Genomic DNA, 22,541 nt, shown 5'->3' with positions numbered 1-22,541 from the left:
TGGTCAGGACTTATTGTGTTGGGACTGTCACCAACCTCAGGATTCGACATGAAGACCGTCTTGATTACCGGTTGCTCGTCCGGCTTTGGCCTCGAAATCGCGCGTTATTTTCTGGATCGCGACTGGCGCGTTATCGCCACGATGCGCGCGCCACGCGAAGACGTCTTGCCGCGCTCCGATCGTCTTTCGATTCTCGCCCTCGACGTGAGGGACCCGCAAAGCATTCGCGCCGTCATCGAGGCCGCCGGTCGGATCGACGTGCTCGTCAACAATGCGGGTATCGGTTTTCTGAACGCGCTCGAAGGAACGCCGATGGACACCGTGCGCGATATCTTCGAGACCAACACGCTCGGTACCATTGCGATGGCGCAGGCCGTGTTGCCGCAGTTCCGCGAGCGCCGCGAAGGTGTGATCATCAATGTGACGTCGACCGTCACCTGCAGACCGCTGCATTTGCTGTCGGTCTACACCGCGAGCAAGTCCGCGGTCAACGCGTTCAGCGAATCGCTCGCGCTCGAACTGGAGCAGTTCAATGTGCGCGTGCGTGTCGTGCTGCCGGGACGCGCGCCTTCCACCCGCTTCGGCGAGAACGCGCAGGCACGTATGAAAGACGGATTCGCCGAGCCGTACGGCGCGCTCGTGGAGCAGATTTTCGCAAACTGGCAGAAAGAAACGGCCGTCACGCACGCATCGGATGTCGCCGAAGCGGTTTGGCTCGCAGCGACCGATTCATCGAGCCCGTTCCACATCCCCGCCGGCGAGGACGCTGTCGAGTGGTACCACGCGGCCGCTAAATCGCACGAGTAAAAATCGCGGAGGTGAGAGCCTCGGGCCTCAGACCTGGCCGATGCCGCCGTCATTCATCAAATCCGCGCCCGTCATATAGGAACTCTGTTCGGAGGCGAGAAAGAGCGCCGCGCTGGCCATCTCCTCGGCGCGGGCGAGTCGACCAATCGGGACCATGCTCTTGTACATGCTCACCAGATCCTCGCGTGTCGCCGACTGGGAGTCGAGAATCGGGGTGTCGGTGACACCGGGGCTCAGCATGTTGACGCGAATGCCGCGATCCTTGAATTCGGCGGCCCAGGTGCGGGCATAGGAACGCAACGCGGCCTTGGTCGCCGCGTAGGCGGTATGACCTGGGATGCCCATGACGTGCATGGCCGACGAAACCAGGATGATCGACCCGCCACCTGTCATCATCGGCAGCAGCTTCTGCACCAGAAATACCGGGCCGCGCGCCATGAGGTTGAATGCCTTGTCGAAATGCTCGGGCGTGATGGTGTCGATCGAAGCCTGCTCGGTAAAGCCCGCGTTCGACACGATGATGTCGACGACACCTTTTTCGTCCCTGACTGCCGCAGCGACACGGTCGAGGTCATCGAGATTCGCGGCGTCGGCCTGAAGCGCGGTAACGTTGGGTCCGAGCAGTTTGACGGCCTCGTCGAGCTGGCCTTGGCGCCGACCGAAGATAAAGACGTGAGCACCTTCGGCGACGAATCGCCTGGCGATCGCCAGGCCGATACCCGTCGTTCCGCCGCTAATCACGGCGATCTTCCCTGTGAGAGTAGACATTGAAGCTTCTGCCTGTTGGTGAATGGAAGTGACATCGTAATTGCGGCCACTGCGAATGATAATCGGCGGATTTATCATAAGATCCATTCACCGAGAGAATAGATCGCACGAGAGAAATACAATGGATCGGTTTCACGAATTGAACGCCTTCTTCGCCGTCGTTGAAGCGGGTGGCTTTTCCGCCGCGGCGCGTAGAACCGGCGAGTCACAGTCCGCGATCAGTAAGTCGATCGGCGCGCTGGAAAAGCGCCTGGGCGTGCTGCTATTCAACCGAAGCACACGCAGCGTGACCCTGACGGATCAGGGGCAGAAATACTACGAACGCACCAAGCCGTTGCTGGACGAGATTGAGGTGGCCGATAGCGAACTGACCAGCAGCACGCTGGATGTCTCGGGGCTTGTCCGGATCGCCTCTGCCTCTACGTTCGGTCGCCTGCACGTTGTTCCGCTCATTCCCGAGCTGCTGTCGCGCTATCCTGGTCTGCGGGTCGATCTCGTGTTGTCGGATTTCGTACGCGATATGGTCGAGGATCGAATCGATCTCGCGATTCGAGTGGGCTCCGTCAACGATCCGGATTCGGTCGTGAAGCGGATTGCCAGCACCCCGCTGGTCTGCGTCGGATCGCGTCGCTATTTCGAGCAATACGGTGTACCGAAGGATCCTACCGAACTCGCCAATCACAACTGCCTGCTCTACGGCGGTCTGATGGAGTCGGCAAACTGGCCGTTTCATGGGCCACGAGGCCGATTCAGCGTACCGGTGCGAGGCAACCTGTCGTCGAATAGCGTCGAGACAATACGATCGGCCGTGCTCGCGGGCGTGGGAATCGGCCTCTTCGCGAAGCTCTCGCTCGCCGACGAACTCAAGCATCCCGACATTGTGACCGTGCTAGACGACTTCATTCGCGACGCCCGTGATGTAAGCATCATCTGGCCGAGGCGTCGTTTCGTGCCTGCGCGCGTGCGCAGGGTGACTGAGTATTTTTCGGCTGCGCTGCCGCAGCGCTTGTAGGAGCGACGTCCGTGAACTAAAAGCTGGCTGGCGGCACTGCGTGCGTCTGAATCAGCCGATTCCGGCGCGCACTTCAAACGCCGTCCGTCACGCAATGTTCGCAAGCTGCGCGCGTCGAGTGCCTGCGTCGTTCGACATCGATTCGCGTACGCGGCGCGCGAATTCCTGCGCCGCGGGCTGAACCGTTGCAGGCAATCGCAGGCAGATCGCGAACGGAGGCAGCGCAGGCAAGCCGGTTGCTTGAGGCGTGAGCGTTTCCAGATCGGCCGGCACCGTGGAGACGAGCCAGGTCGCGATCGCGAGGCCCGCGCGTACCGTCGCAGCGGTCGCCTCGATGTTGCCGCTCTCGAACACCGTGCGCCACGCAATGCCCTCGTCTGCGAGCGCGCCGAGCACCACCGGTCGGAACGCACAACGCTCGTCCACCATCGACAGCGGCAACGGCCGCTTCTGCCACGCGTCGCTGCCGCGCCCATTGACCCACACCAAGGGCTCGACGCGGACCACTTCGCCTTCGGCTTCGCTCGCGACGTATTCGGCCAACGACACGTCAACGCGACCGCTATTCACCGCTTCGCTCAGCTCTGGCGACGCCGCGCACACCAACGAAATGTCGACGTGCGGATGCGCCTCGGCGAATGCCTTCAGCGCCGGCCCGAGCCGCATCACGAGATCGTATGGCACCCCCACACGCAGGGCGCCGCGCAACGGCTGGCCGGTCATGTCGGCCCAGATTTCGTCGTTCAGCCGCAGCAGCTTGCGCGCATTCACAAGAAACTGCTCGCCTTGGCGCGACAGCTCCAGCTTGCGCGTCTTGCGCACGAATAGAAGGCAATCCAGTACGTCTTCGAGACGCTTCACCTGCTGGCTCACGGCGCCTTGCGTCATGTGCAGCAGATTCGCGGCGACCGTCATGCTGCCGCTATCGGCGACGGCAACGAAGGTGCGGATCAGATCGAGGTCGAGATTTCGGCTCATCTATGCATTATGCGGCGTAATGTACCGCATCAATATTATTAGCTTTCACGTTGCTTTGACGATCCGTACAGTGCGAATTCAATGATCCGATTGTGCACCGATGACCTCGATTCTGCCGCTTCTGCTGTTCGTCGCCGTCGCGACCGTGACGCCCGGCGGCGCGACCACGCTCGCCGCCGCCTCAGGCGCACGCTTCGGCTTCGTACGCTCGATACCGCTGATGCTCGGCATCGCTATGGGCCTCGCCTTGCTCGCTGCGCTCGCCGCACTCGGGCTTGGCGGTCTGCTTCTCACGCTGCCGTCGCTGCAAACGGCGGTGAGGACACTCGGCTCCGCGTATCTGCTGTGGCTCGCGTGGCGCATCGCGCGCAGCGGGCCGCCAAACGCGAGCAATGGCCCCGTGCGCCCGGTTTCGCTCGTCAACGGTTTCCTGCTGCTCTGGCTCAACCCGAAAGGCTGGGCGATGACGGTTGGCGCGGCGGCGTCGTTCGCGCTGCTCGCAAACAATCCGAACCGCCTCGCGATGCTGCTCGGTGCAGCGTTCGGGGTGACTGCGTGCGCGTCGCTCGCGCTGTGGTGTGCGCTCGGCGTGCTATTCGCGCGGCTGTTTCGGACGCCGCGCCACTGGCGCATTCTCAATCTCGCGATGGGTGTGCTGCTCGCCGCATCCCTCATTCCGACCTGGAGATAAGCATGTCTTCCCATCCGTTCGCCGAATCGTTCGACCTTGAAGCCGCGTTCGCCGATGTGTCGGATCATTGGTCGCCGAAAGTCGTCGCACAGGTCAACGATCAGTACGTGAAGGTCGCGAAAGTGCGCGGGCAGCTCGTGTGGCACGACCACGAGCACGACGAATGCTGGATCGTGCTGATCGAGCCCGTGCAGATAAAGCATACGGGGAACGTGCAATCACCGTTGAAGAGGACGATCCAAAGGCGATAGATCGGAGCTGTTCATAGCGTTCCCTCCGTCTTCCAGGGTTTAGAACCGGTTGATTGACTTGTGGCGGCCAGACCCTTTCGCCATCCAAAGCGAAATGGTGCTCAGTGCAGTTTGACGTGCGGCGCGGTGCTTCGACGGAGCCGATGCGCGAGGGTATTGACGATCATGCGTGCATAGCCATGCAGCGCTGCAACGTGCATCCGATACAGCGACAAGTACATGAAGCGAGCAAGCAGTCCGTCCACGAGCATGCTGCCGCCGATAAGACCTCCCATCAGACTCCCTACCGCATTCGCGTGCCCGAGCGACACTAGCGAGCCGAGATCGCGATAGGCAAACTCCGGAAGCTTTTGCCCCTCGATGCGTCGCGCAAGTGCCTTGACTAAAAACGATGCCTGCTGATGAGCCGCCTGGGCGCGCGGTGGAACATTGCGCTCGAAACCCAACCATGGACAGGCCGCGCAATCGCCGAATGCGAATATATGGTCGTCAAGATCCGTTTGAAGCGTGCGACGCACACTGAGTTGCCCCAGATGATTGACGGTCAGCCCATCGAGCGTTGAAAGCACCGCGGGTGCCTTGATGCCCGCGGCCCACACCGTGAGATCCGCACGTATCGTCTTGCCGTTTTTCGTGCGGATGAGTCCGGGCCCGACCTCCGCGACCCGCTCGTCGACCATCAACTTGACATTGAGTTTGCCCAGCAGTCCGGCAGCGGCGGTGGACACGCGTTCTTTCAACGCCGGCAGAATCCGCGGCCCAGCTTCAATGAGCACGATCCCGACGTCGTGTGTGGGGTCGAGCCGATGCAAGCCGTATGATGAAAGTACCTTCGCCGTATTGCGCAATTCGGCGGACAATTCCACGCCCGTAGCGCCCCCGCCAACGATCGCGACCTGGACACGAGGCGCGTGATCGACGGGCACTCCACATGCACTCCGCTCACCGGCGTCTCGTTGTTGTTCGGCGCGAATGCAAGCTGCAATCAGGCGCTTTCTGAAGCGTTCCGCTTGAGCGACGTTGTCAAGCGCGAGAGAATTTTCCGCCGCGCCCGGCACGCCGAAGTAATGCGTCGTACTACCGATGGCAAGAATCAACGAGTCGTACCCGATTCGGCGCGGCGGTACCAGTTCGGCTCCGTCGTCATCGAGCAGTGGCGAAAGCAGGACGTGCCTCGAGCCACGATCCAGTCCGACAAGTTCGCCATGGATGAACTGGAAGCCGTGCCACTGGGCTTGCGCGGCGTACGCCAGTTCCTGTGCGAATGGGTCCAGACTTCCCGCTGCGACCTCGTGCAACAGGGGCTTCCAGATATGCGTCGGGTTGCGGTCGATCAACGTAATGGAGGCACGTTGCGCCCCGCTTCGCCGACCACCATAACGATCGCCTAGCCTCGTTGCGAGTTCGATGCCGCCCGCCCCTCCTCCCACGATCACAAAACGATGCATGCAGATTCTCCCAGGTCGACGACGCGCGGTACGGAAATCCAACACAATGGTTGAGAACAACTATCGCAGAAGCCCGACAGCAGGAAAATCTCATAGTTCTGATGGTTGCCTTCAGGTTTTCTGATTGAGAGATCTCCTACTGACCTCGCCCTCAACGGCGTACTCGCACTGTCTGGAAACCCCTCCAGGTTCACACGCACGAGCCCCAAGACCCGACGCGCGACTTCACTTCGGCGCAGTCGGCTCGCCGCGATGGCCAGGCGCTCCAACGTACTGCTGAACGCAGTTCGGCGCCCTTCCACTCGGTGTGGTCGTCAAAGGGATGATCGTAGGTGCCGCGCTGACGGCTGGGGGTCGTTCTTCGCCAGATCTGTGGTGATCAGGATGAAGCCATCGACGTTCACACTTTTGGTCGATGGATTGATGCTGTCGGCAGGTATCTCATCGTTGTGGGCCTCAATGGCACGACGTCTTTATTCTCCAATGCGCTTGAAGCTGGCGTAGTAATCGTCGGTGTAATAGCACTCGCCGGTTTGCTTGCGCGGCCCACCACATACGATCCGACGCTGCCCGCGATCCGTCGCGCCTGGTGTGCGAACCGTATAGGTGTGGTAGTAACCGCGCGGATGCTTCGGCAGCAAAGCCGCACTGTTACGAAACAAGACGCCGTCATCGCTAAACGGGAAGGGGCCGCCCGCTTTGATCAGTCGCAGAGTTTCGGCCGCCTCCGCCGGCAACTGCGCCTTGGTGACGGTGACCAGCGCGCCCGTTCCTTGGGCGCCTGATGCAGCGGTTGCATCGCTCGCACCCTGTGCTGGCTGAACCGGCGCCGAGCTCGCGGATGCGCCCGATGCCTCAGTGGCGCTTTGCGGTCCCTGCTTGCCGCATCCGCCGAAGATCGCGCTCAATGCGACGATGCAGGAGACAGCCCACGCTCTCTTCACGAAACGGTTCTCCCTTCGTTGACCAGCACCCGACGACCTGGATAGACGTAAAGGTATCGCTAATGACGGAGCGAATCAACGTTCGATCGGAAATAGTCTGCGCGCGATCGGAATCCAGCCGTTTCCCCTATCGCGAACATTCGTCGCATGCGGCGAAAAGGGCCTGCGTATAAGATAAATCAACAGCTAGTTGCCGTTTGGAGCAGTCATGAAGCGGACCATCAGGATCGAATCAGATCAAGTCGACACATCGCCGCGCATCGCTCTGTGGGCGCTCTGATTCAGGCCTTTCTATCTGGCCGGTGCTCTGTTCGGCAGGATTGCCATGCTGCTCTGGCTCGGCGCGCTGGCAGGGTGGTTGCTGCTGGACTCCGCGTCCTATATGTCGGGAAAGCTGTGGCACGTTCACGAAATGATCTTTGGATTTGGCGCCGCGATCGTCGCGGGATTTCTGCTGACAGCGGTTCGCGCGTGGACCGGCACGAATCCCGCGCATGGCGCCGGTCTCGCGGCACTGTTGCTTCTTTGGCTCGTGGGCCGGATCTTGATGTGGCGCGGTTCGGGTCCGGTCGGCGTCGTCGTGAACGTGGCGTTTCTGCCCGTGGTTGCGCTTGTTCTGCTGCGCGTGCTCCTGCGGGCGAAGAATCGCCACAACGTCTTTCTGCCGGTCGCAGTCGGATTGCTCGCGCTTCTCAATGCCCTCTTCCATGTGTGGGCAACGCATGGTCACGGCGACCGCGCGCTGCGCAGTGCGTGGCTCGCGGTCGGTATGCTCGTTCTGTTCGTGACGATCATCGGCGGGCGCATCATTCCGTCGCTTACTGCCAATGCCGTTCCGGGTTTTAGCGCGAGACGCTGGCGATTCGTCGAAGCGACCGTCATTCCGGTGACGCTGCTCGCGTTTCTGCTGGACGCGCTTGGTGCGCCGTGGGCAGCAATCGTTGCTGCGGCCGCCGCGGCGGCGGCCATTCATGGGCTACGGCTCAGGTGTCTACTGGCGCGCACGGGTTCAGCAACTGAGCGCTACACAAGGGCTGACTCCGTTGCAGCGAGCAAGGCTCGTGAGGCTACTTAAGTCTCTTCCATGGTCGGTTCGGCGCGAAGATCCATCGTAGACCCGTGCCTGCATGCGCTCGAGAATCGTGGTTTAACGATGGTTTCCACACCTGCAGCGGAGTACGAAATGGACGATCCCTATGATCTTCAGCGCTTCCTCGATGCACAAGAGCCGGTCTACGACCAGGTATGCGATGAACTGAGGCACGGACGTAAGCGAAGCCACTGGATGTGGTTCGTGTTTCCTCAAATCGAGGGGCTCGGAACCAGCGCAATGGCTCAGCGATTCGCGCTTTCGTCGCTGGACGAAGCGCAAGCCTATCTGCGCCACCCGATACTCGGCCCACGGCTGCGCGAAACGACGCACCTGGTCAACCTCGTTAGCGACCGCTCCGTCGAGGAAATATTCGGGTATCCGGATGACCTGAAGTTTCGCTCGTCGGTCACCTTGTTTGCGCGCGCCACGAACGACAACGACGTATTCGTCGAAGCTTTACGCAAGTATTTCGGCGGAGAAGCCGATCCGCGGACCCTCCAGCTGCTCTAGACCATTTTGGTAGCGGTCCCGCGCACGCGGGGCGCAGCGGACCGCGCAATTCCGCTCCCGGTGCAGTGCGTGATCACTGCCCGCTCACATCGGCTGCACGGGATCGAAAGAGCAGCAGGTGATCCGTGCCGGATTCGGACAGCCAGACCTCGCCCGGACGACCCATCATCTGACGCACGTTCGCGTGGTCACGCGGCAGCGGCAACACGTCGAACCGCTCGGCACGCGGATCGAAGCGCACTAGCGCATTAGCGCTCCATTCGCTGAGCCAGACGATGTCCTGGTCGTCGACGAATATTGCATACGCGTGCGGATCGTTGCCGGGCAGTCGCCATTCGCGCCAATGATGCGTGCCAGGATCGTACACGCCGACTTTTCCGGCGTTCCACTCGCTGACCCAGATGCGCCCCCTGGAATCGGCCCAGACGCGGCGTGCGCCCTGATTCGACGTTGGTGGCTCGATGACCTGTGCCGCGCCCGTGGTCGGGTCAATGCGACCTACGTAATTTCCCGCCAGCGAAGCGAAATACAGATCCCCGGAGCGGGTCACGCAGATACCGTAGGGCCCGGCGCCGCGTGGGGCATCAAAGACGCGCATGCGCGATCGCTGCGGATCGAGTTCGCCGTAGATACCACTTTGCCCCGTAAACCACAGATGCCCCTGTTTGTCGAACACGGCGGTATTCAGATTGGCGTCCGGCCGGTCCTTGGGTAGCGGAAAACGCGTGACGGCGAGCGTCTTCGGATCGATACGCACGATTGCGTTCTGGCCGCCGTCAGTGACCCACACCGCACGATCGGGGCCGACGATCACGCCATGTGGCGCCGATCCGGCGCCGAGCGCGATCGTGTCGGTTTTGCCGCTGCGCGGGTCCAGCCGCCCGACCGCTCCCCGCGCCTGCGCGGTGTACCAGACGGTGCCGTCATGCGCCGGTGCGACGTCATGCGGTGCGCTGCCGGCCGGGACGGCGAAGCTCTCGAACGACGGCGGCTGTGCTTGAGCCTGCGCGAGGCCAAGGTTGTCTGTGCTGATCGCGCAAGCGATGGCGTAAAGAGCCAGGGCAATCGCAGACCGGGCAGTCGATTGCGAGGCAAGCTTCGGAAAATGTTTGAAGTCCAAGCGGGCAAATTCCATCATCGCACGAAGTCGCTCGAGCGCCGCATGCCCCGGATGGATCGCGAACATCCACCAAAGAAGCCCCACAAGTAACAGCAGAGGAATCAGCATGGGTGGTCTCCATCGCTGCTTGTGCCAGCTAACGTATCACGAATGCCACTTGCCAAGGTCAACCCGACGTTTCAATGCTTGGCGGCGCGCTACGCGTCTGCCTTCAGCCGATCTCGACCGCCGTCTTCCCTGCCTGCCGACGCTCCTCTAGCGCGGCGTGCGCTTCCTCGACGTTGTCGAAAGTGCGATTCGCCGGGATATTCGTTGCCGGGTTTGCGTGCAATGGAACCGCACCAGGGTAAATACAGATTCGATCGCTCAAAAAGCTTTATAGAATGGCTAATATTAGCAAGGAGCAATACTGCTTGCTATAGATTAATAAAAGACATCCCGCAGAACCCGGAGACGCCATGCAGATCGACTACCAAACGATGCGGTTCGACTACGAGCGAGCCGCCGACCACGATGCCGGTGCACCGCTCACCTATCCGGTCGTGGTGATCGGCGCTGGCCCGGTCGGGTTGTCAGCGGCCATCGATCTGGCCCAGCAGGGCGTTCGCACCGTGCTGCTCGACAATGACGACACGCTGTCGAGCGGTTCGCGCGCAATCTGTTTTGCGAAGCGGACGCTGGAAATTTTCGATCGGCTCGGCTGCGGCAAGCAGATGGTCAACAAAGGCGTGAGCTGGAACGTCGGCAAGGTGTTCCTGCAGGATGAACTGATCTATACGTTCAACCTGCTGCCCGAGACAGGCCACGCGCGCCCGGCATTCATCAATCTGCAGCAGTACTACGTCGAGGGCTATCTGGTAGACGAGGCGAAGCGAACCGCGAATCTGCAGATGCGCTGGAAAAGCAACGTGATCGGTGTGACCCAGCAAGACGACCACGTCGAGTTGCGGGTCGAAACGCCCGACGGCATTTATCCGATGCGCGCGCAATACGTGGTCGCCGCCGACGGCGCGCGCAGCGCGGTGCGCAAGGCGCTCGGTCTCGACAGTCATGGTCGGACCTTCAAGGACCGCTTCCTGATCGCGGATGTGAAAATGAAGGCGCCGTTTCCGACCGAACGCTGGTTCTGGTTCGATCCGCCCTTCCATCGCAATCAATCCGTACTGCTGCACAGGCAGCCCGACAACGTCTGGCGCATCGATTTCCAGCTCGGCTGGGACGCCGATCCGGTCGCCGAAAAACAGCCTGAAAAAGTGATTCCGCGCGTGAAAGCGCTGCTCGGCGACGATGCCGGGTTCGAGCTCGAATGGGTCAGCGTCTACACGTTTTCGTGTTTGCGGATGGACAGTTTCCGGCATGGCCGCGTGCTGTTCGCGGGCGATTCGGCGCATGGCGTGTCACCGTTCGGCGCGCGCGGCGCGAATAGCGGCGTGCAGGATGCCGACAATCTCGCCTGGAAGCTGCGGCTCGTCGTCAACGGCGACGCGCCGCCGGCGCTGCTCGATACCTATGCATCCGAGCGCGAGTATGCGGCGGACGAAAACATCCTGAACTCATCGCGCGCCACCGACTTCATCACGCCGAAAAGCGCGGTTTCGCGGATGTTCCGCGATGCCACGCTTAAGCTCGCGAAAGAGTGTCCGTTCGCGCGGCGCATCGTCAACAGCGGCCGTCTGTCGGTGCCGGCGGTGCTGCGCGACTCGCCGCTGAACACGCCCGACGCCGACGCGGTCACCGGTGCGATGGTGCCCGGCGCGGTCAGCACCGACGCGCCGGTCAGGCTCGCTGGCGAAGACGCCTGGTTCCTGAATCAGACCGGACATGGCGGCTTCACGGGTGTGCAATTCTGCGGCCCGGGAGACGACCTGACGAAATGCGCCGAACGGCTTCGCGCGCTCGCATGCCTCGCGGTGCCGGTTCACTCGTTGATCGTCGTGCCGCGTGGCGCGGCCGCGACCGCGCTGCCGGAGATGCCTCACGTCACGGTGATCGAGGACGTCGAAGGCATCGTCACGCATCGCTTCGATGCGCGGCCCGGCACCTTTTATCTGCTGCGTCCGGACCAGCACGTCTGCGCGCGCTGGCGCGCCCTCGACACCGCCTCGGTCGCCAAGGCCGTGGATCGCGCAACCTGCAACGGATAACCATCATGACCAAGCTGAACATCGAAACGAATATGGCCGATCCCGATGCGTTCTATGAAAAGCTCATCGACGCGCACAATGGACTGACCGACGAGCAAAGCCATTTCATGAACGCAAAGCTCGTGCTGCTGCTCGCGAACCACATCGGCGATGCCGACGTGCTGCTCGAAGCGCTGGCGCTGGCGCGCGCGGATTGACGACCCAGGCTCAGCGTCCGATCCAGCCGAACCGCCACGACAGCCGTCGTGTCGTGGCGAGCAGCCTCTGTGCGGTCGTGCCGTGCGTGCTGAAATCAAAGCCGCCCGACGGACCGATCACCGCGACCACGAGACTGACGCTGCCCGTATGATCGAACACGGGCGCGGCCAACGCGCCGATGCCCGGCACCGGCGCATCGAGTGCGTCATCGATGCCGTCGCTCACAACCTTCGCACGACGTGCCAGATAGGCCGGGGCCAACGACGGCGGGCCCTTTTTCGGCGCCACGAGCACTTCCGCCACCGGCGCGCCCGCGAGTCTGATCGATTCCTGCGACAACAGCCCGACCAATACGTCGTCCGCAAGATGCGCGGCGAACACGCGCCCTATCGCCGTGTTGACGAGCGACATCACGGTGCCCACGCGCAGGCTCACGTGTTGTGGTCTCGCCGATTCTTCGAAGCGGATTACCGTAGGACCCAAAGGTCCAAGAATCGCCACCGCGACGCTCATGCCGGACTCCGCCGCAAGCGTGACGATCTCCGGTTCGGCATCGCGAATCGGCGACATGCGCTGCAACGCGATCAGGCCGAGCTCCATGCCGAGCGGTCCCGCACTGAAAAGACCGGCGTCGTCGCGGCTCAGCAAGCCGACCTTGAGCAGACTCACCAGATGCGGAAACGCCTTGGCGGCAGGCATATCGGCGGCCGCGGCCAGATCGCGCAGCGACAGCGGACGGCCGGCGGCAACGAGTGCCAGCAGGAGTTCGCCTGTGTTGTCGAGCGCGCTGATTCCGCGCTGAGCTTTCGTGTCGTTGAGTTGGGGCGTGTTCGCGTCGGACGCGTCCGGGGTTTCGATCTGCATGATTCTCAGCTGGGTGTGACCAGCGCTTCGGTGATACGTCGGGAAGTTTCGAGCAACTGACGCGCGACCACACCATCCCACGCGACTTCGATCGAGCCCGACGAGCCGATCGCCGTCAACGCGAGTTGCATCCGTTGATCGCCATCGAACACCGGCACGCTCAGACTGCTGATGCCCGGACTCGGCGCATCGATTCCTCGCTCGATGCCGCGCGCGCGGATCTCATCGAAGCGTTTGCGCCACTCCGTGCTAGTCGGCCCTTTGGCGGCGCGGCCGCGCGCCGGCGTCGGGTCCGCCGAATGCGCCTGGCTTCGCGCCATTTGCGCGACCTGCTCGGGCGCGCAGAACGCGCAGAATACGCGGCCCGTCGATGTCGCTTCGAGCGACATCACCGTGCCGATGTGCAGATTGACATGCAGCGGCGCACCGCTGCGCTCGTATCGGACGATGGTCGGGCCATGCACGCCCGCCACGCAGATCGCCACGCTAAGACCGATCCGCTCCGCGAGCGAAGCCGCGTGGGTAGCCGCGATGCGATAGACCGGCTGCTGTTCGATATGCATGAGGCCAAGCCGCAACGACAGCGGCCCCGGCTCGTAGTTGCCGGTCAGGGCATCGCGCTTGACGAGGCCGAGGCGCGTCAGGCTCACGAGATAGGTATGCGCCTGCGCCGACGACAGTTGCGCCTCGCCGGCCAGTTCGGTCAGCCCGAGCGGTTCGCGCTGTCGCGCCAGCGCCTGCAGCAGACGTCCGCCGACCTCGACGCTCTGAATCCCCCGCTGTTTCTTTTCGCTTGTCGTATCAGCCATCGTGTTGTCCGCCCTTGACCCGAAGGAGATTCGACCCGTCCGGTGTCGCCCGTGGAAGGCCTAGATGGTATCCGATCGGACCGTGCCGACCAACCAACGGAGTTTACCCTAGCTTAGTGAATGACAAGGTATTTTGTCATTGACAAATATAACTGTGACGACGACTATTAGTCATCCCCCAACGAGTCGTGAGACGGAGACAGACATGGCGAAGGCTTTCGCATCCCAGGCCGACCTGGAAGAGAAGAAGATCACGTGGACCCAATTGTCGGAAAACGCGTATGCGTATACGGCCGAGGGCGACCCTAACTCGGGCGTGATCATCGGCGACGACGGCGTGCTGATCGTCGACACCACCGCCACGCCGGCCATGGCGCAAGACCTGATCGCGAAGATCCGCAGCGTCACCGACAAGCCGATCAAATACGTCGTGCTGTCGCACTATCACGCGGTGCGTGTGCTGGGTGCGTCGGCGTACTTCAAGGAAGGGGCACAGCAGGTGATCGCCAGCCGCGGCACCTACGAAATGATCGTCGAGCGCGGCGAAGCCGATATGAAGTCGGAGATCGAACGCTTCCCGCGTCTTTTTGCAGGCGTCGAAACGGTGCCCGGTCTGACGTGGCCGACGCTGGTGTTCGAAAAGGAAATGACGCTCTTTCTCGGCAAGCTCGAAGTGCGCATCGCGCATCTCGGCTCCGGCCACACGAAGGGTGACACGGTCGTCTGGCTGCCGTCGCAGAAGGTGCTGTTCTCCGGCGACCTGGTCGAGTACGACGCGGCCTGCTACTGCGGCGACGCGCAACTCGAACAATGGCCGGCAACGCTCGAAGCATTGCGCGCCCTGAACGCGGAGAAGCTGGTGCCGGGTCGCGGCCCCGCGCTGCTGTCGCCGGCGGAAGTGAACAAGGGCCTCGATTACACGAAAGACTTCGTCACCATGCTGTTGCAGGCGGGCCGTGACGCATTCAAGGACAAGCTCGATCTGAAGGGCGCGATGGCGCTCACGCGCAAGTCCATGGACCCGAAGTTCGGCAACGTCTTCATCTACGAGCATTGCCTGCCGTTCGACGTGTCGCGAGCCTACGACGAAGCGAGCGGCATCAGCCATCCGCGCATCTGGACCGCGCAGCGCGACAAGGAAATGTGGGATGCGCTGCAGAACTGATCGTTCTGTGCATTGGGGGAAAGGCCGTTCGGTCTTTCCTCACTTCCGTTTAGACCATGAAGGCGCGCTCCGCACGCGGAGCGCGACATGCAGCATTCCCTCGATGGCAACGCGATCGGCTGCGCCGCGCCCGTCGCGAGTGACGATTCGATGTTCAAGAAGGTCGCGTGGCGCGTCGTGCCGTTTCTCTTTCGAAAATGCAATGGATACGAAGTGCGCAACACCTACCGTGACCTCTAATCCGCATTGGGAGTAGCCGCTTGCGCCGATGCCTCAGATACACTCGCCGCTTGTCGCACTACGTCGAAGTTCGCCAGCGCTACCTCAAGGTTGGCGTTAAATTGCAGGGACCCATCAGGATAGCGCAGCAGCGACCCTGTGTTCCCCATCGATACTTGACTCGCGGCAATGCCGTTATCGTCCTTGACCTGAGTGTCGTTTCCGTTGATCTCATACTTGCGCTGCAGGCTCTCGGCCACCAAACGGCCCATCTGCGCAATACCATCATGCATGCTTGCTCGCAGCAGACGGCCATTGTTGTCATTCCATATCGCGACGTTCTGTGTCGAATCTTTGCCAGAGGTCACTAGCTTGGCGCGGTACGTGATACTGGCCCGGTACACTGAGTTCTTCGGGGCAACCGCTAGTCCGTTGTCGGGTGCCGTCGCTTGAACGATTGGCTGCAGTCTGGCCGCGGCGCGAGCCTTGGAGCTACGCGGAAACAGCAGACTGCGTGTCGAAAGCTCAAATGTGGAAAAATCAGGCGATAGGTGATAGTCAACAGTCACGAACATCACAGAGCCTGACTGCGAGGCGATGAACAATTCATTATAGGCTTGGTCCTTTACATCCTTAGTCACTTCAACGCGCTCGACTTGCATCTCCGGCGCTTCTCGAAGCGCATTCAATATCGATTCGCGCATCTGCTGGTCGAAAATTAGCTCGACCAGTTGGTCCTTTAGAGGATGGATCGTTTCCTCAGCGCTCTTAGCACGCGAAGCATTGATACCTGCGTCCACCGCGCCGAGAGCACCGCCACAGGCAGCGGCCAGTAGAATGCCAATGCCGGGAATCACCCCACAGGTCGCGGCCGCAGCCAAGCCCGTGGTCGACGGGACGAACGCCGCATACAACTCTGGTTGCGCGATACCCACCCGAACTTCGACGGGTTGCATGGTTGTCAGAACATCGTGCTCCACAGACTGGGTGAGCGGCGGGCGAGCACACCCGGTAAGAACAACGAGACTCGCAAGCATTGCGACAGCACGGATTTTCTTCAAGATACTCCCTTTTCTTTGATTTATATTACAAATTCAAGCTCGATCGGCTGCGCGAGCTGCTGCCCGTGAAGCTAGTGATAGAGGAAACAACCTTCGAGAAACCACCGGTACCCGAACGCAGGCCGGGCTAATGCCTACGCCCGAGGAAACGACAAACCCACCTGGTATTCTTCACAGATAAAGCCATCCTCGGCCGGATTGTGCGGTGTCCGATCCGAAGATCAATACCGCAATACGTCTTTTTCGCAAATTTTTCGTTGAGCCAGCCCATACGTGCATCGTGCTGTCCGCCCCCGATATCGCCCAGTGCGTAAGAGCTCGACACCGCAAATGGCCCAAAGAACACTATTCAGCTCTTGTTTTCGCATCCTTTTACTCTGAGCGAGCGACCACATTTTGCACAGGCTCTCGGGTTGAGATCGATAAACCGGATGAAACGCCCCCGTGGAATCGTTTTACAGAATGGACACTTGTATTGGATTGCTACGAGCACCATTCCGAGTATCCCTGGAAAAAACATGTACACCGCAAGTGAGTCATAGTGTCCCGCTCCATAGAATTTCAGGAGAACCATCAGTCCTAGCCATATCGCGATACCAAGAATCAAAGTCCATCTGATCATATTAAATCGGTGAACGCGTTGCAGATCGGATCTCACTGACTCATCTCCATTTGTAATCAAATTCAATGATATTTCCCTTGAATTCAAGGCCCAGTCCAAGCGAGGGAGTGAGGGCCGTGCCATTCTTGAAGTACGCGTACGTGCCGGCTTTCGGCGTTTGCATGATGTTGGAATAGCCGCCGATCCCCGCCGAACCCAACTGAAACGACGCAGGGCCAACTACTGCGTTGGCGCCCAGTGACGCGCCGATCCGATAATCGCCGACTTGGAGATTGCTATCTCCCTTGGAAATGAAATCGACAGAAAAGCCTTGCGCGGAAGAGCCTGCCGCTTTCAGATATCCGTGAGCACCCAATCCGACACCGATACCAAGTCTCACTTCGCTTGGGACTATGCCGTTATCGTCCAGCACTGCAGGACGCGGATCGATTTGTGAGGTTGCCAGCCCAGAGGACGGCCCGAAGAGTGCGGCAGCACCGCTGTACAGCGTCTGGCTGCTGTCAATGAGCCCGCCATACACACCGAACAGTGCGGTACCACTGCTGTACGTCGTCTCCGGCGCGACGAACCCGCTGCCGACGCCACCCAGTCCACCCGGCAGGATCTGCCCGGTCACGGCATCAATCGCCTGCTGCGTGTAGTCCGTTTTCCCGACAGACCCCGCCTGCATCTGATCGACGACCAGATTGCCAACCGTCGAGGCGATGGCATCCATCGAGATCGCGCCAATGTTTCGCCGGTTGTTACTCGCGCGTCAGGCTACTTTAGATGAACGCGCGAAATGGCGAACCGCAACATAGATCACGAGGAGCGAAAGCAGGTACCCAATATGGGCGGCATCCTTACCGATGGGGGATAGCATGGATTCAAATCTAGCTCCGGCAAATACCCCTATGGCGGCCACGAGAAAAGTTACTACTTCGGCACGCCTTGCGCCATTCTCCGATAATGGTTCGCGGCGCCATAACCAGATTGCCGTTCGCCCCCCCAGAGTGCCAAGGCATATGACTACGGCAAACGCTAGCAAGTCCCTGATCGTAAACTTCAAGACAGGCAAAGCGATGACCAACGCCACCCAGAAAAATGAAAAAGCAAGAAGTCCCATCAATGTTGCAAAGACGCGTCGAATGAACAACATAATCTTAACCACCCCTCGAATTTCGTCGCAAAAACGCGGATGACAGAGTCGATCCGGACTCGTCATCCGCGCAAGCCTCCCCACCTAACTACTGTCGACGAATCTTTAACCAAGCAAAAAAAGTAAACGAAAAGGATATTGTTAAATCAAGTTTTATTATCCCTTCAATATCGATCCATCCAGGAGAATAACTCTTGCTGTTAAATAATGCGTACACGTATGCCCCGCCGACCCATGAAATCGAGCATGCGACAAACCATATGCCAAGAACGACGGTGAATATTGAAATCAATCGACCAATCATTTTTTGGCCTCTTGATTAAATAATCCATAAAACGTGCCTTGTGCTAATTCCTGCGTCACGCCACCGGAGAAGGTAGCTCCAATAGACGCCGTGTTGTTCGGCAAGAATATGTTATACCCACTCCGAGACCAAACGTCAGTAGCTGACCATACCCCAGGATTACTGATGGTTGGCCTGCCAAGGTAATTCACTGCATTCCCAGCCAATCCCCCTGAGGCATAACCGACCATGCTAAACAATCCACTCGCAAGACCAGCCCCTACGATACTATCGTCCTTGTTATAGACAACGTTATTAATCGCAGTACCAGCAGTCCCGCCAACCGCATTCACTCCCATATTCCATCGCAAGCCACCGCGCGTACCCAGTGCTCCTGCTGCAAAGCTCACACCAATATCAATGGGATTGACATTCCCAGTCGCGTAAAATTGCGCTCCCGCATTGACACCCGCGCTAATCGCTCCCGTGCCTACCGATGAGGCCCACATCTGCGAACCCAGCAAGCCACCGGAACTGAAGATCGGCGCTCCGCCGCCGAGTATTTCGCTCGCGCGCAACGCGCTACCGCCATTCACGAGCGCAGTAATACCCGTCTTGATCGACGCAGCCGCTCCCAAGGTAAAAGCAGTCATGCCCGCTTCCAGAAACGACTGGGCACCCTTCGTTACAGCCGTGCCGTAATTCCCCGCATCCCAGTTCGCCCGTGCGGCATCCATGCTGGTCGCGCCGACCATGTCGTGCGCGAACTGCTTGGTCGCATTCCAGCCATCAGCCCCGTACTGTTTCGCACGATCCCACGCGTAGAGAAGATTATCGGAACCGCCGCTGTTATCGGCCAGCACTGCAGGACGTGGATCGATTTGTGAGGTTGCCAGCCCAGAAGACGGGCCGAAGAGCGCTGCAGCCCCGCTGTACAGCGTCTGGCTGCTGTCAACGAGCCCGCCATACACACCGAACAGTGCAGTGCTACTGCTGTATGACGCCTCTGGAGCTACAAACCCGCTGCCGACGCCACCAAGCCCGCCCGGCAGCACCTGCGCATTCATGCCGCCGATCGCTTCCTGCACACGCTGCGCGGTCGTATCGGTTTTCCCAACGGAGCCGGCCTGCACCTGGTCGACGACGAGATTGCCAACGGTCGATGCCAGTGCGTCTGCCGTTATGGCGCCAAAATTGCGCCCAAGGCTCCCACCGCGCACGATTGTACTAGCCGCACCTGCAGCAACCCCCGCGCTCACGCCCGTCACAAATCGACCGCTGTCGGACTGCATATTGAAGCCAAAGTCCGCCCCGACGCTACGCACTGCGGCGCCCACGCCATACGCGACTCCCGACGCGATCGCAGAAGCAGCTACCCCCTTCCAGTCGAAGCTGTGCTGTGCGCCAGTCAGCACGCCAATACCCTGCGTAGTTACCGACCGGATTGCTCCTTGCGCGGCGGCACCGGCAAACTGGCTGGCGGTACTTCCGCCGAACGCGCTACCGACCGCCGTGCCAACTCCGGTTACGCCAAGAACGCTCGAGCCGACCGCTGCGCCGACAGCGCCCATCGCCACCCCCTTCCAGTTGAAGCCGCTCTGCTCGCCAGCCGCGATCATGACGCCCTGGGCCGCTGCCGCTCCTACGGCACCACCGATCACAGACGCCGCTACCGCAGTACCGAAGCCCATCGCCGCACCGCCGCCTACCAGCGCGGCGGCGCCGGCCGTCATCGCGCCACTCACGGTCAAGCTCGACAGCGTCCCGGCCAGCGCCATCGATGCCGCCCCTGCAGTGAACACCGTTGCCACCGCCGCAACCACGACGGCAATGATCGCCGCCACCGGACCACATCCCCCATCCTTCCCCGGCGGAGGCGGCGGATCCGGCAAGGTCGGCTGCGTATTGCCGATCGCCTTGCCCGGGTCATACGGCTTGAACGTCGTCGCCGTATTGTGCACGTTCGTGACCTTGTTGGGCACCGTCAGCATCTGCCCGGCCTTCAGCACGTCATCGCCCTTCAGCCCGTTCGCGTCCGCCAGGATGTACCACAGCGTCGCATCCCCCCACAGCGACGACGCGATCGACTGCAGCGTGTCCCCATCGCGCACCGTCCAGGTACCCGGGCTCACGCCCGGATACACCCCGTTGATCGCCATGAAGTTCTCGTCGAAGTCCGCGCTGCCCACCGGCGTGAACACCTTGTACTGACTCTCGCTGCCCTTCGCGAGCTTGCCGGCCAGCTCCTGCACGTAGTCGACCGTCTCGACCCCGTCGTTGCCCTGGTTGCCCACCCGGTTGCCGTTCAGGTAGTAGTAGTTGTGCTTGCGATCGCCCGTCGCGCCCCGGATCGTGCCGTCATCCGCCACCGTCACGCCCACCAGTTCGTCGCGCCGCTGCACCTGGCCGCGCAGATCGGTGTAGTACGTGAACGCGCGTGCCCTGCCCGCCTGGCCGCCACCATCGTCGTAGGTGGCCTTCAGGTTGCCGTTGACGTCGTAGTTGAAATAGCTCGATGCCGGTCTCCAGCCCGGCGCGTCCGGGTTGCTCCCCTGCGCCAGGATCTGGCTCTGTTTCGCGCTGTCCCACCATTCGTACGAATAGGTGGATGTCATGGTCGCGCCGCTGCCATTGTCGGGCCGCGTGGCGACCTGCCCGAGCGTGCCGTCGGCCATGCGCGTATAGGTCGTCGTCGTACCTTCGATGTTGTCATGCTCGGACATTAACTGGCTGTCGGCGTCCCAGTCGCGCGTCACCGCCGTCACGATCTGACCGCTGCTCCTGTCCCGTTCGATGATCTCCGTGACGCGCCCCAGCAGATCATTGGTGCGCTGCCGGATCACCATGCCGTCGACCGTCTGCGTCGCCAGCAAGCCGTTCGCGTCGTACGTGTAGTACTCCGTGCGTCCATCCCTGGCATAGACCGCCATCGTCCGCTCGCCGGCCGCGTTATAGCCAAGCTGCACGCCGTCGCCGCCGGCCGCGCCCGCCACGATATGCACACTGGTGTCGTCCGGATCGGTAGCGCGCGCGCCCGACAGCGATCCCATCGACACCGTGAAGCGGTTCAACGCGTCGTACTCGTACCAGTACTCCTGCTCCGTCGCGTGATAACCCACCATGTCCGTGTACGTCGCCATCATCCGGCGGCGATTGCCGACCGCATCGTACTCGTAACCGACCTGGTAGCTGTTGTCACGGATCGCCACGACGCGATTCAGTGCGTCGTATTCGACCCGCGACTGCGCGAACACGTACGAGTTGCCGAAGTCCGTGAAAAATTCCGCCGTACGGTTGCCGTCGCCGTCGTATTCGTAGAGCGACTGGGTCTGCGTGCCGTAATCCATGATCGAGCGCACCAGACCGTGCGAGTAATAGCTGTATTCGACATGCTGGCCACTCGTGCCTTCCTGTTTTGTCAGCAGACCGGCCCAGTTGTACGTGTACTGGAACACGTGGCCACCAAGATCGGTATGTTTCGTCACCCGGCCGAACAGATCCACCTCGTCGACCATCGAGCGGCCGTTCGCATCGATCGTCGTCTTTACCCATCCACCGCTCGCGACCGAGCCGATCGAGCTGATCGTGCTCGCCCAGCGGTAGTCGTACTGCACCGTGCGGCCCGCCGCGCTGACGGTCTTCACGATACGACCGTCGGCGTCGTAGTAGATGCGTTCGCGTCCGCCCAACGCGTCCGTGTGGGCAATGCGGTTACCCGCACTGTCGTACTCATAGCGGTCGATGCTGCGCTGCCCGTTGGCTAACACCGGCCGGGCGATCTCGATCAGCTGGTTGGCCCTGTCGTACGTGTAATCGGTGCGTCGTCCCAGCTCGTCGGTCGACACGCGCAGATTTCCCACGGCGTCATACGAGAAGTTCTTGCTGAACCCCATCGCATCCCACGACTGCGCCACCGCCGGCTGCGCGAGACCATAGTTCCACTGCTGGGTGCTCAGATGACCGTTCGCATCCTTCAGGCCCACGAGGTTACCGGTCAGATCGTAGTAGTACGTGGTGAGCGGAGCCATCTCTATCTGCGCCCCGTTCTCCAGCGTGACCATGACAGTCGGCTCGCGTTTGAGCATGAGAGAACCCATCGTGTTATACGACGAGTAGGTCCAGTTGCCGCGCCCGTCCCTCTCCGCCGACACCTCACCGAACGCGTCGTGCTGCTGCAGACGGTCGATCGTCATGTCCTTCGCCAGTTCCTCGATCACTCCGACGATGTCGACATTGGTGACGGGGTTATTGCGCGTGCCAGTCAGGAAGTAGCTCTGGCGCTCCATCAGCACGTTGCCGGCGGCGTCCATGGCGAGGTAGCGGTACTCGTACTCGGCATTCGTCGGCAGATCGCCCGCGTCGAACAAGAAGCGACCGGCGGCGTCGCGAGTGAGCGTTATCGTGCTGAAAGTCCGG

20 protein-coding genes and 1 pseudogene are annotated in these 22,541 nt (G+C 61.1%); 10 read left to right on the top strand and 11 right to left on the bottom strand.

The features are described from left to right. Window positions 1-48: 48 nt before the first annotated feature. Entirely contained in the window at window positions 49-807 is a 759-nt protein-coding gene (locus OKW30_RS03870; RefSeq protein ID WP_429346022.1) for an SDR family oxidoreductase, read from the top strand. Window positions 808-834: 27 nt separating this feature from the next. On the opposite strand, the gene OKW30_RS03865 is transcribed toward OKW30_RS03870, so the two are convergent. After that, complete coding sequence (locus OKW30_RS03865) at window positions 835-1,575, bottom strand: SDR family NAD(P)-dependent oxidoreductase (protein ID WP_184073854.1); 741 nt, start codon at window positions 1,573-1,575, stop codon at window positions 835-837. Between the two features lie 121 nt (window positions 1,576-1,696). Between OKW30_RS03865 and OKW30_RS03860 the strand changes: the two genes are divergently transcribed. After that, window positions 1,697-2,587, top strand: a complete 891-nt coding sequence (locus OKW30_RS03860; RefSeq protein ID WP_184073855.1) for a LysR family transcriptional regulator — start codon at window positions 1,697-1,699, stop codon at window positions 2,585-2,587. 87 nt (window positions 2,588-2,674) lie between these two features. Here the strand turns inward: OKW30_RS03860 and OKW30_RS03855 are convergent, their stop codons facing one another. Next, complete coding sequence (locus OKW30_RS03855; protein ID WP_429346021.1) at window positions 2,675-3,565, bottom strand: LysR substrate-binding domain-containing protein; 891 nt, start codon at window positions 3,563-3,565, stop codon at window positions 2,675-2,677. Window positions 3,566-3,665: 100 nt separating this feature from the next. On the opposite strand from OKW30_RS03855, the gene OKW30_RS03850 reads away from it, so the two are divergent. Both OKW30_RS03850 and OKW30_RS03845 read left to right on the top strand, forming a co-directional pair. Further along, on the top strand, window positions 3,666-4,256 hold the full coding sequence (locus OKW30_RS03850; RefSeq protein WP_090811625.1) for a LysE family translocator: 591 nt from the start codon (window positions 3,666-3,668) through the stop codon (window positions 4,254-4,256). Window positions 4,257-4,258: 2 nt separating this feature from the next. Further along, window positions 4,259-4,507, top strand: coding sequence for a hypothetical protein (locus OKW30_RS03845; protein WP_429346020.1), 249 nt, complete (start codon window positions 4,259-4,261; stop codon window positions 4,505-4,507). 101 nt (window positions 4,508-4,608) lie between these two features. On the opposite strand, the gene OKW30_RS03840 is transcribed toward OKW30_RS03845, so the two are convergent. Continuing rightward, entirely contained in the window at window positions 4,609-5,955 is a 1,347-nt protein-coding gene (locus tag OKW30_RS03840; RefSeq protein WP_429346019.1) for an NAD(P)/FAD-dependent oxidoreductase, read from the bottom strand. A gap of 473 nt (window positions 5,956-6,428) precedes the next feature. Next, on the bottom strand, window positions 6,429-6,899 hold the full coding sequence (locus OKW30_RS03835; RefSeq protein WP_184039907.1) for a ribonuclease: 471 nt from the start codon (window positions 6,897-6,899) through the stop codon (window positions 6,429-6,431). A 208-nt stretch (window positions 6,900-7,107) separates the two neighbouring features. Between OKW30_RS03835 and OKW30_RS03830 the strand changes: the two are divergent. Both OKW30_RS03830 and OKW30_RS03825 read left to right on the top strand, forming a co-directional pair. Then, a pseudogene (locus OKW30_RS03830) lies at window positions 7,108-7,884 on the top strand (NnrS family protein); the annotation flags it as partial. 198 nt (window positions 7,885-8,082) lie between these two features. Continuing rightward, window positions 8,083-8,502 carry a DUF1810 domain-containing protein gene (locus tag OKW30_RS03825; protein WP_184073894.1) on the top strand — a complete coding sequence of 140 codons (420 nt, stop codon included), beginning with the start codon at window positions 8,083-8,085 and terminating at the stop codon, window positions 8,500-8,502. Between the two features lie 73 nt (window positions 8,503-8,575). Here the strand turns inward: OKW30_RS03825 and OKW30_RS03820 are convergent, their stop codons facing one another. Next, complete coding sequence (locus tag OKW30_RS03820; protein WP_429346018.1) at window positions 8,576-9,730, bottom strand: virginiamycin B lyase family protein; 1,155 nt, start codon at window positions 9,728-9,730, stop codon at window positions 8,576-8,578. Between the two features lie 350 nt (window positions 9,731-10,080). Here OKW30_RS03820 and OKW30_RS03815 point away from each other — a divergent pair, with 350 nt between their 5' ends. Both OKW30_RS03815 and OKW30_RS03810 read left to right on the top strand, forming a co-directional pair. Next, the gene (locus OKW30_RS03815; RefSeq protein WP_429346017.1) at window positions 10,081-11,766 is read left to right on the top strand and encodes an FAD-dependent oxidoreductase; all 1,686 of its coding nucleotides are present in this window, start codon (window positions 10,081-10,083) and stop codon (window positions 11,764-11,766) included. Window positions 11,767-11,771: 5 nt separating this feature from the next. After that, a complete protein-coding gene (locus OKW30_RS03810) occupies window positions 11,772-11,963 on the top strand; it encodes a DUF2783 domain-containing protein (protein ID WP_013094246.1) in 192 nt (63 codons plus the stop codon). A gap of 10 nt (window positions 11,964-11,973) precedes the next feature. On the opposite strand, the gene OKW30_RS03805 is transcribed toward OKW30_RS03810, so the two are convergent. Further along, window positions 11,974-12,828 (bottom strand): IclR family transcriptional regulator, encoded by an 855-nt coding sequence (locus OKW30_RS03805; protein WP_184073859.1) that lies wholly within the window; start codon window positions 12,826-12,828, stop codon window positions 11,974-11,976. A gap of 5 nt (window positions 12,829-12,833) precedes the next feature. Further along, window positions 12,834-13,637, bottom strand: a complete 804-nt coding sequence (locus tag OKW30_RS03800) for an IclR family transcriptional regulator (RefSeq protein WP_429346016.1) — start codon at window positions 13,635-13,637, stop codon at window positions 12,834-12,836. A gap of 205 nt (window positions 13,638-13,842) precedes the next feature. On the opposite strand from OKW30_RS03800, the gene OKW30_RS03795 reads away from it, so the two are divergent. Further along, complete coding sequence (locus OKW30_RS03795; RefSeq protein ID WP_184058923.1) at window positions 13,843-14,802, top strand: MBL fold metallo-hydrolase; 960 nt, start codon at window positions 13,843-13,845, stop codon at window positions 14,800-14,802. A gap of 87 nt (window positions 14,803-14,889) precedes the next feature. Further along, entirely contained in the window at window positions 14,890-15,042 is a 153-nt protein-coding gene (locus OKW30_RS03790; protein WP_429346015.1) for a hypothetical protein, read from the top strand. Here the strand turns inward: OKW30_RS03790 and OKW30_RS03785 are convergent. The 4 genes from OKW30_RS03785 to OKW30_RS03770 form a co-directional block, all read right to left on the bottom strand. Further along, window positions 15,039-16,082 (bottom strand): hypothetical protein, encoded by a 1,044-nt coding sequence (locus OKW30_RS03785; RefSeq protein ID WP_429346014.1) that lies wholly within the window; start codon window positions 16,080-16,082, stop codon window positions 15,039-15,041. The two genes, OKW30_RS03790 and OKW30_RS03785, sit on opposite strands and share 4 nt — an antisense overlap. A 662-nt stretch (window positions 16,083-16,744) precedes the next feature. Beyond that, window positions 16,745-17,419 (bottom strand): hypothetical protein, encoded by a 675-nt coding sequence (locus OKW30_RS03780; protein ID WP_429346013.1) that lies wholly within the window; start codon window positions 17,417-17,419, stop codon window positions 16,745-16,747. Between the two features lie 39 nt (window positions 17,420-17,458). After that, window positions 17,459-17,854 (bottom strand): hypothetical protein, encoded by a 396-nt coding sequence (locus OKW30_RS03775; RefSeq protein ID WP_429346012.1) that lies wholly within the window; start codon window positions 17,852-17,854, stop codon window positions 17,459-17,461. Window positions 17,855-18,142: 288 nt separating this feature from the next. Then, window positions 18,143-22,492, bottom strand: coding sequence for a LysM peptidoglycan-binding domain-containing protein (locus tag OKW30_RS03770; RefSeq protein ID WP_429346011.1), 4,350 nt, complete (start codon window positions 22,490-22,492; stop codon window positions 18,143-18,145). Window positions 22,493-22,541 lie beyond the last annotated feature (49 nt).

It is taken from the genome of Paraburkholderia sp. Clong3 (genome assembly GCF_050436485.1).
GTDB lineage: Bacteria > Pseudomonadota > Gammaproteobacteria > Burkholderiales > Burkholderiaceae > Paraburkholderia > Paraburkholderia tuberum.
Note: the sequence above shows the minus strand (reverse complement) of the source record. Positions and strands in the feature narration are given on the sequence as shown.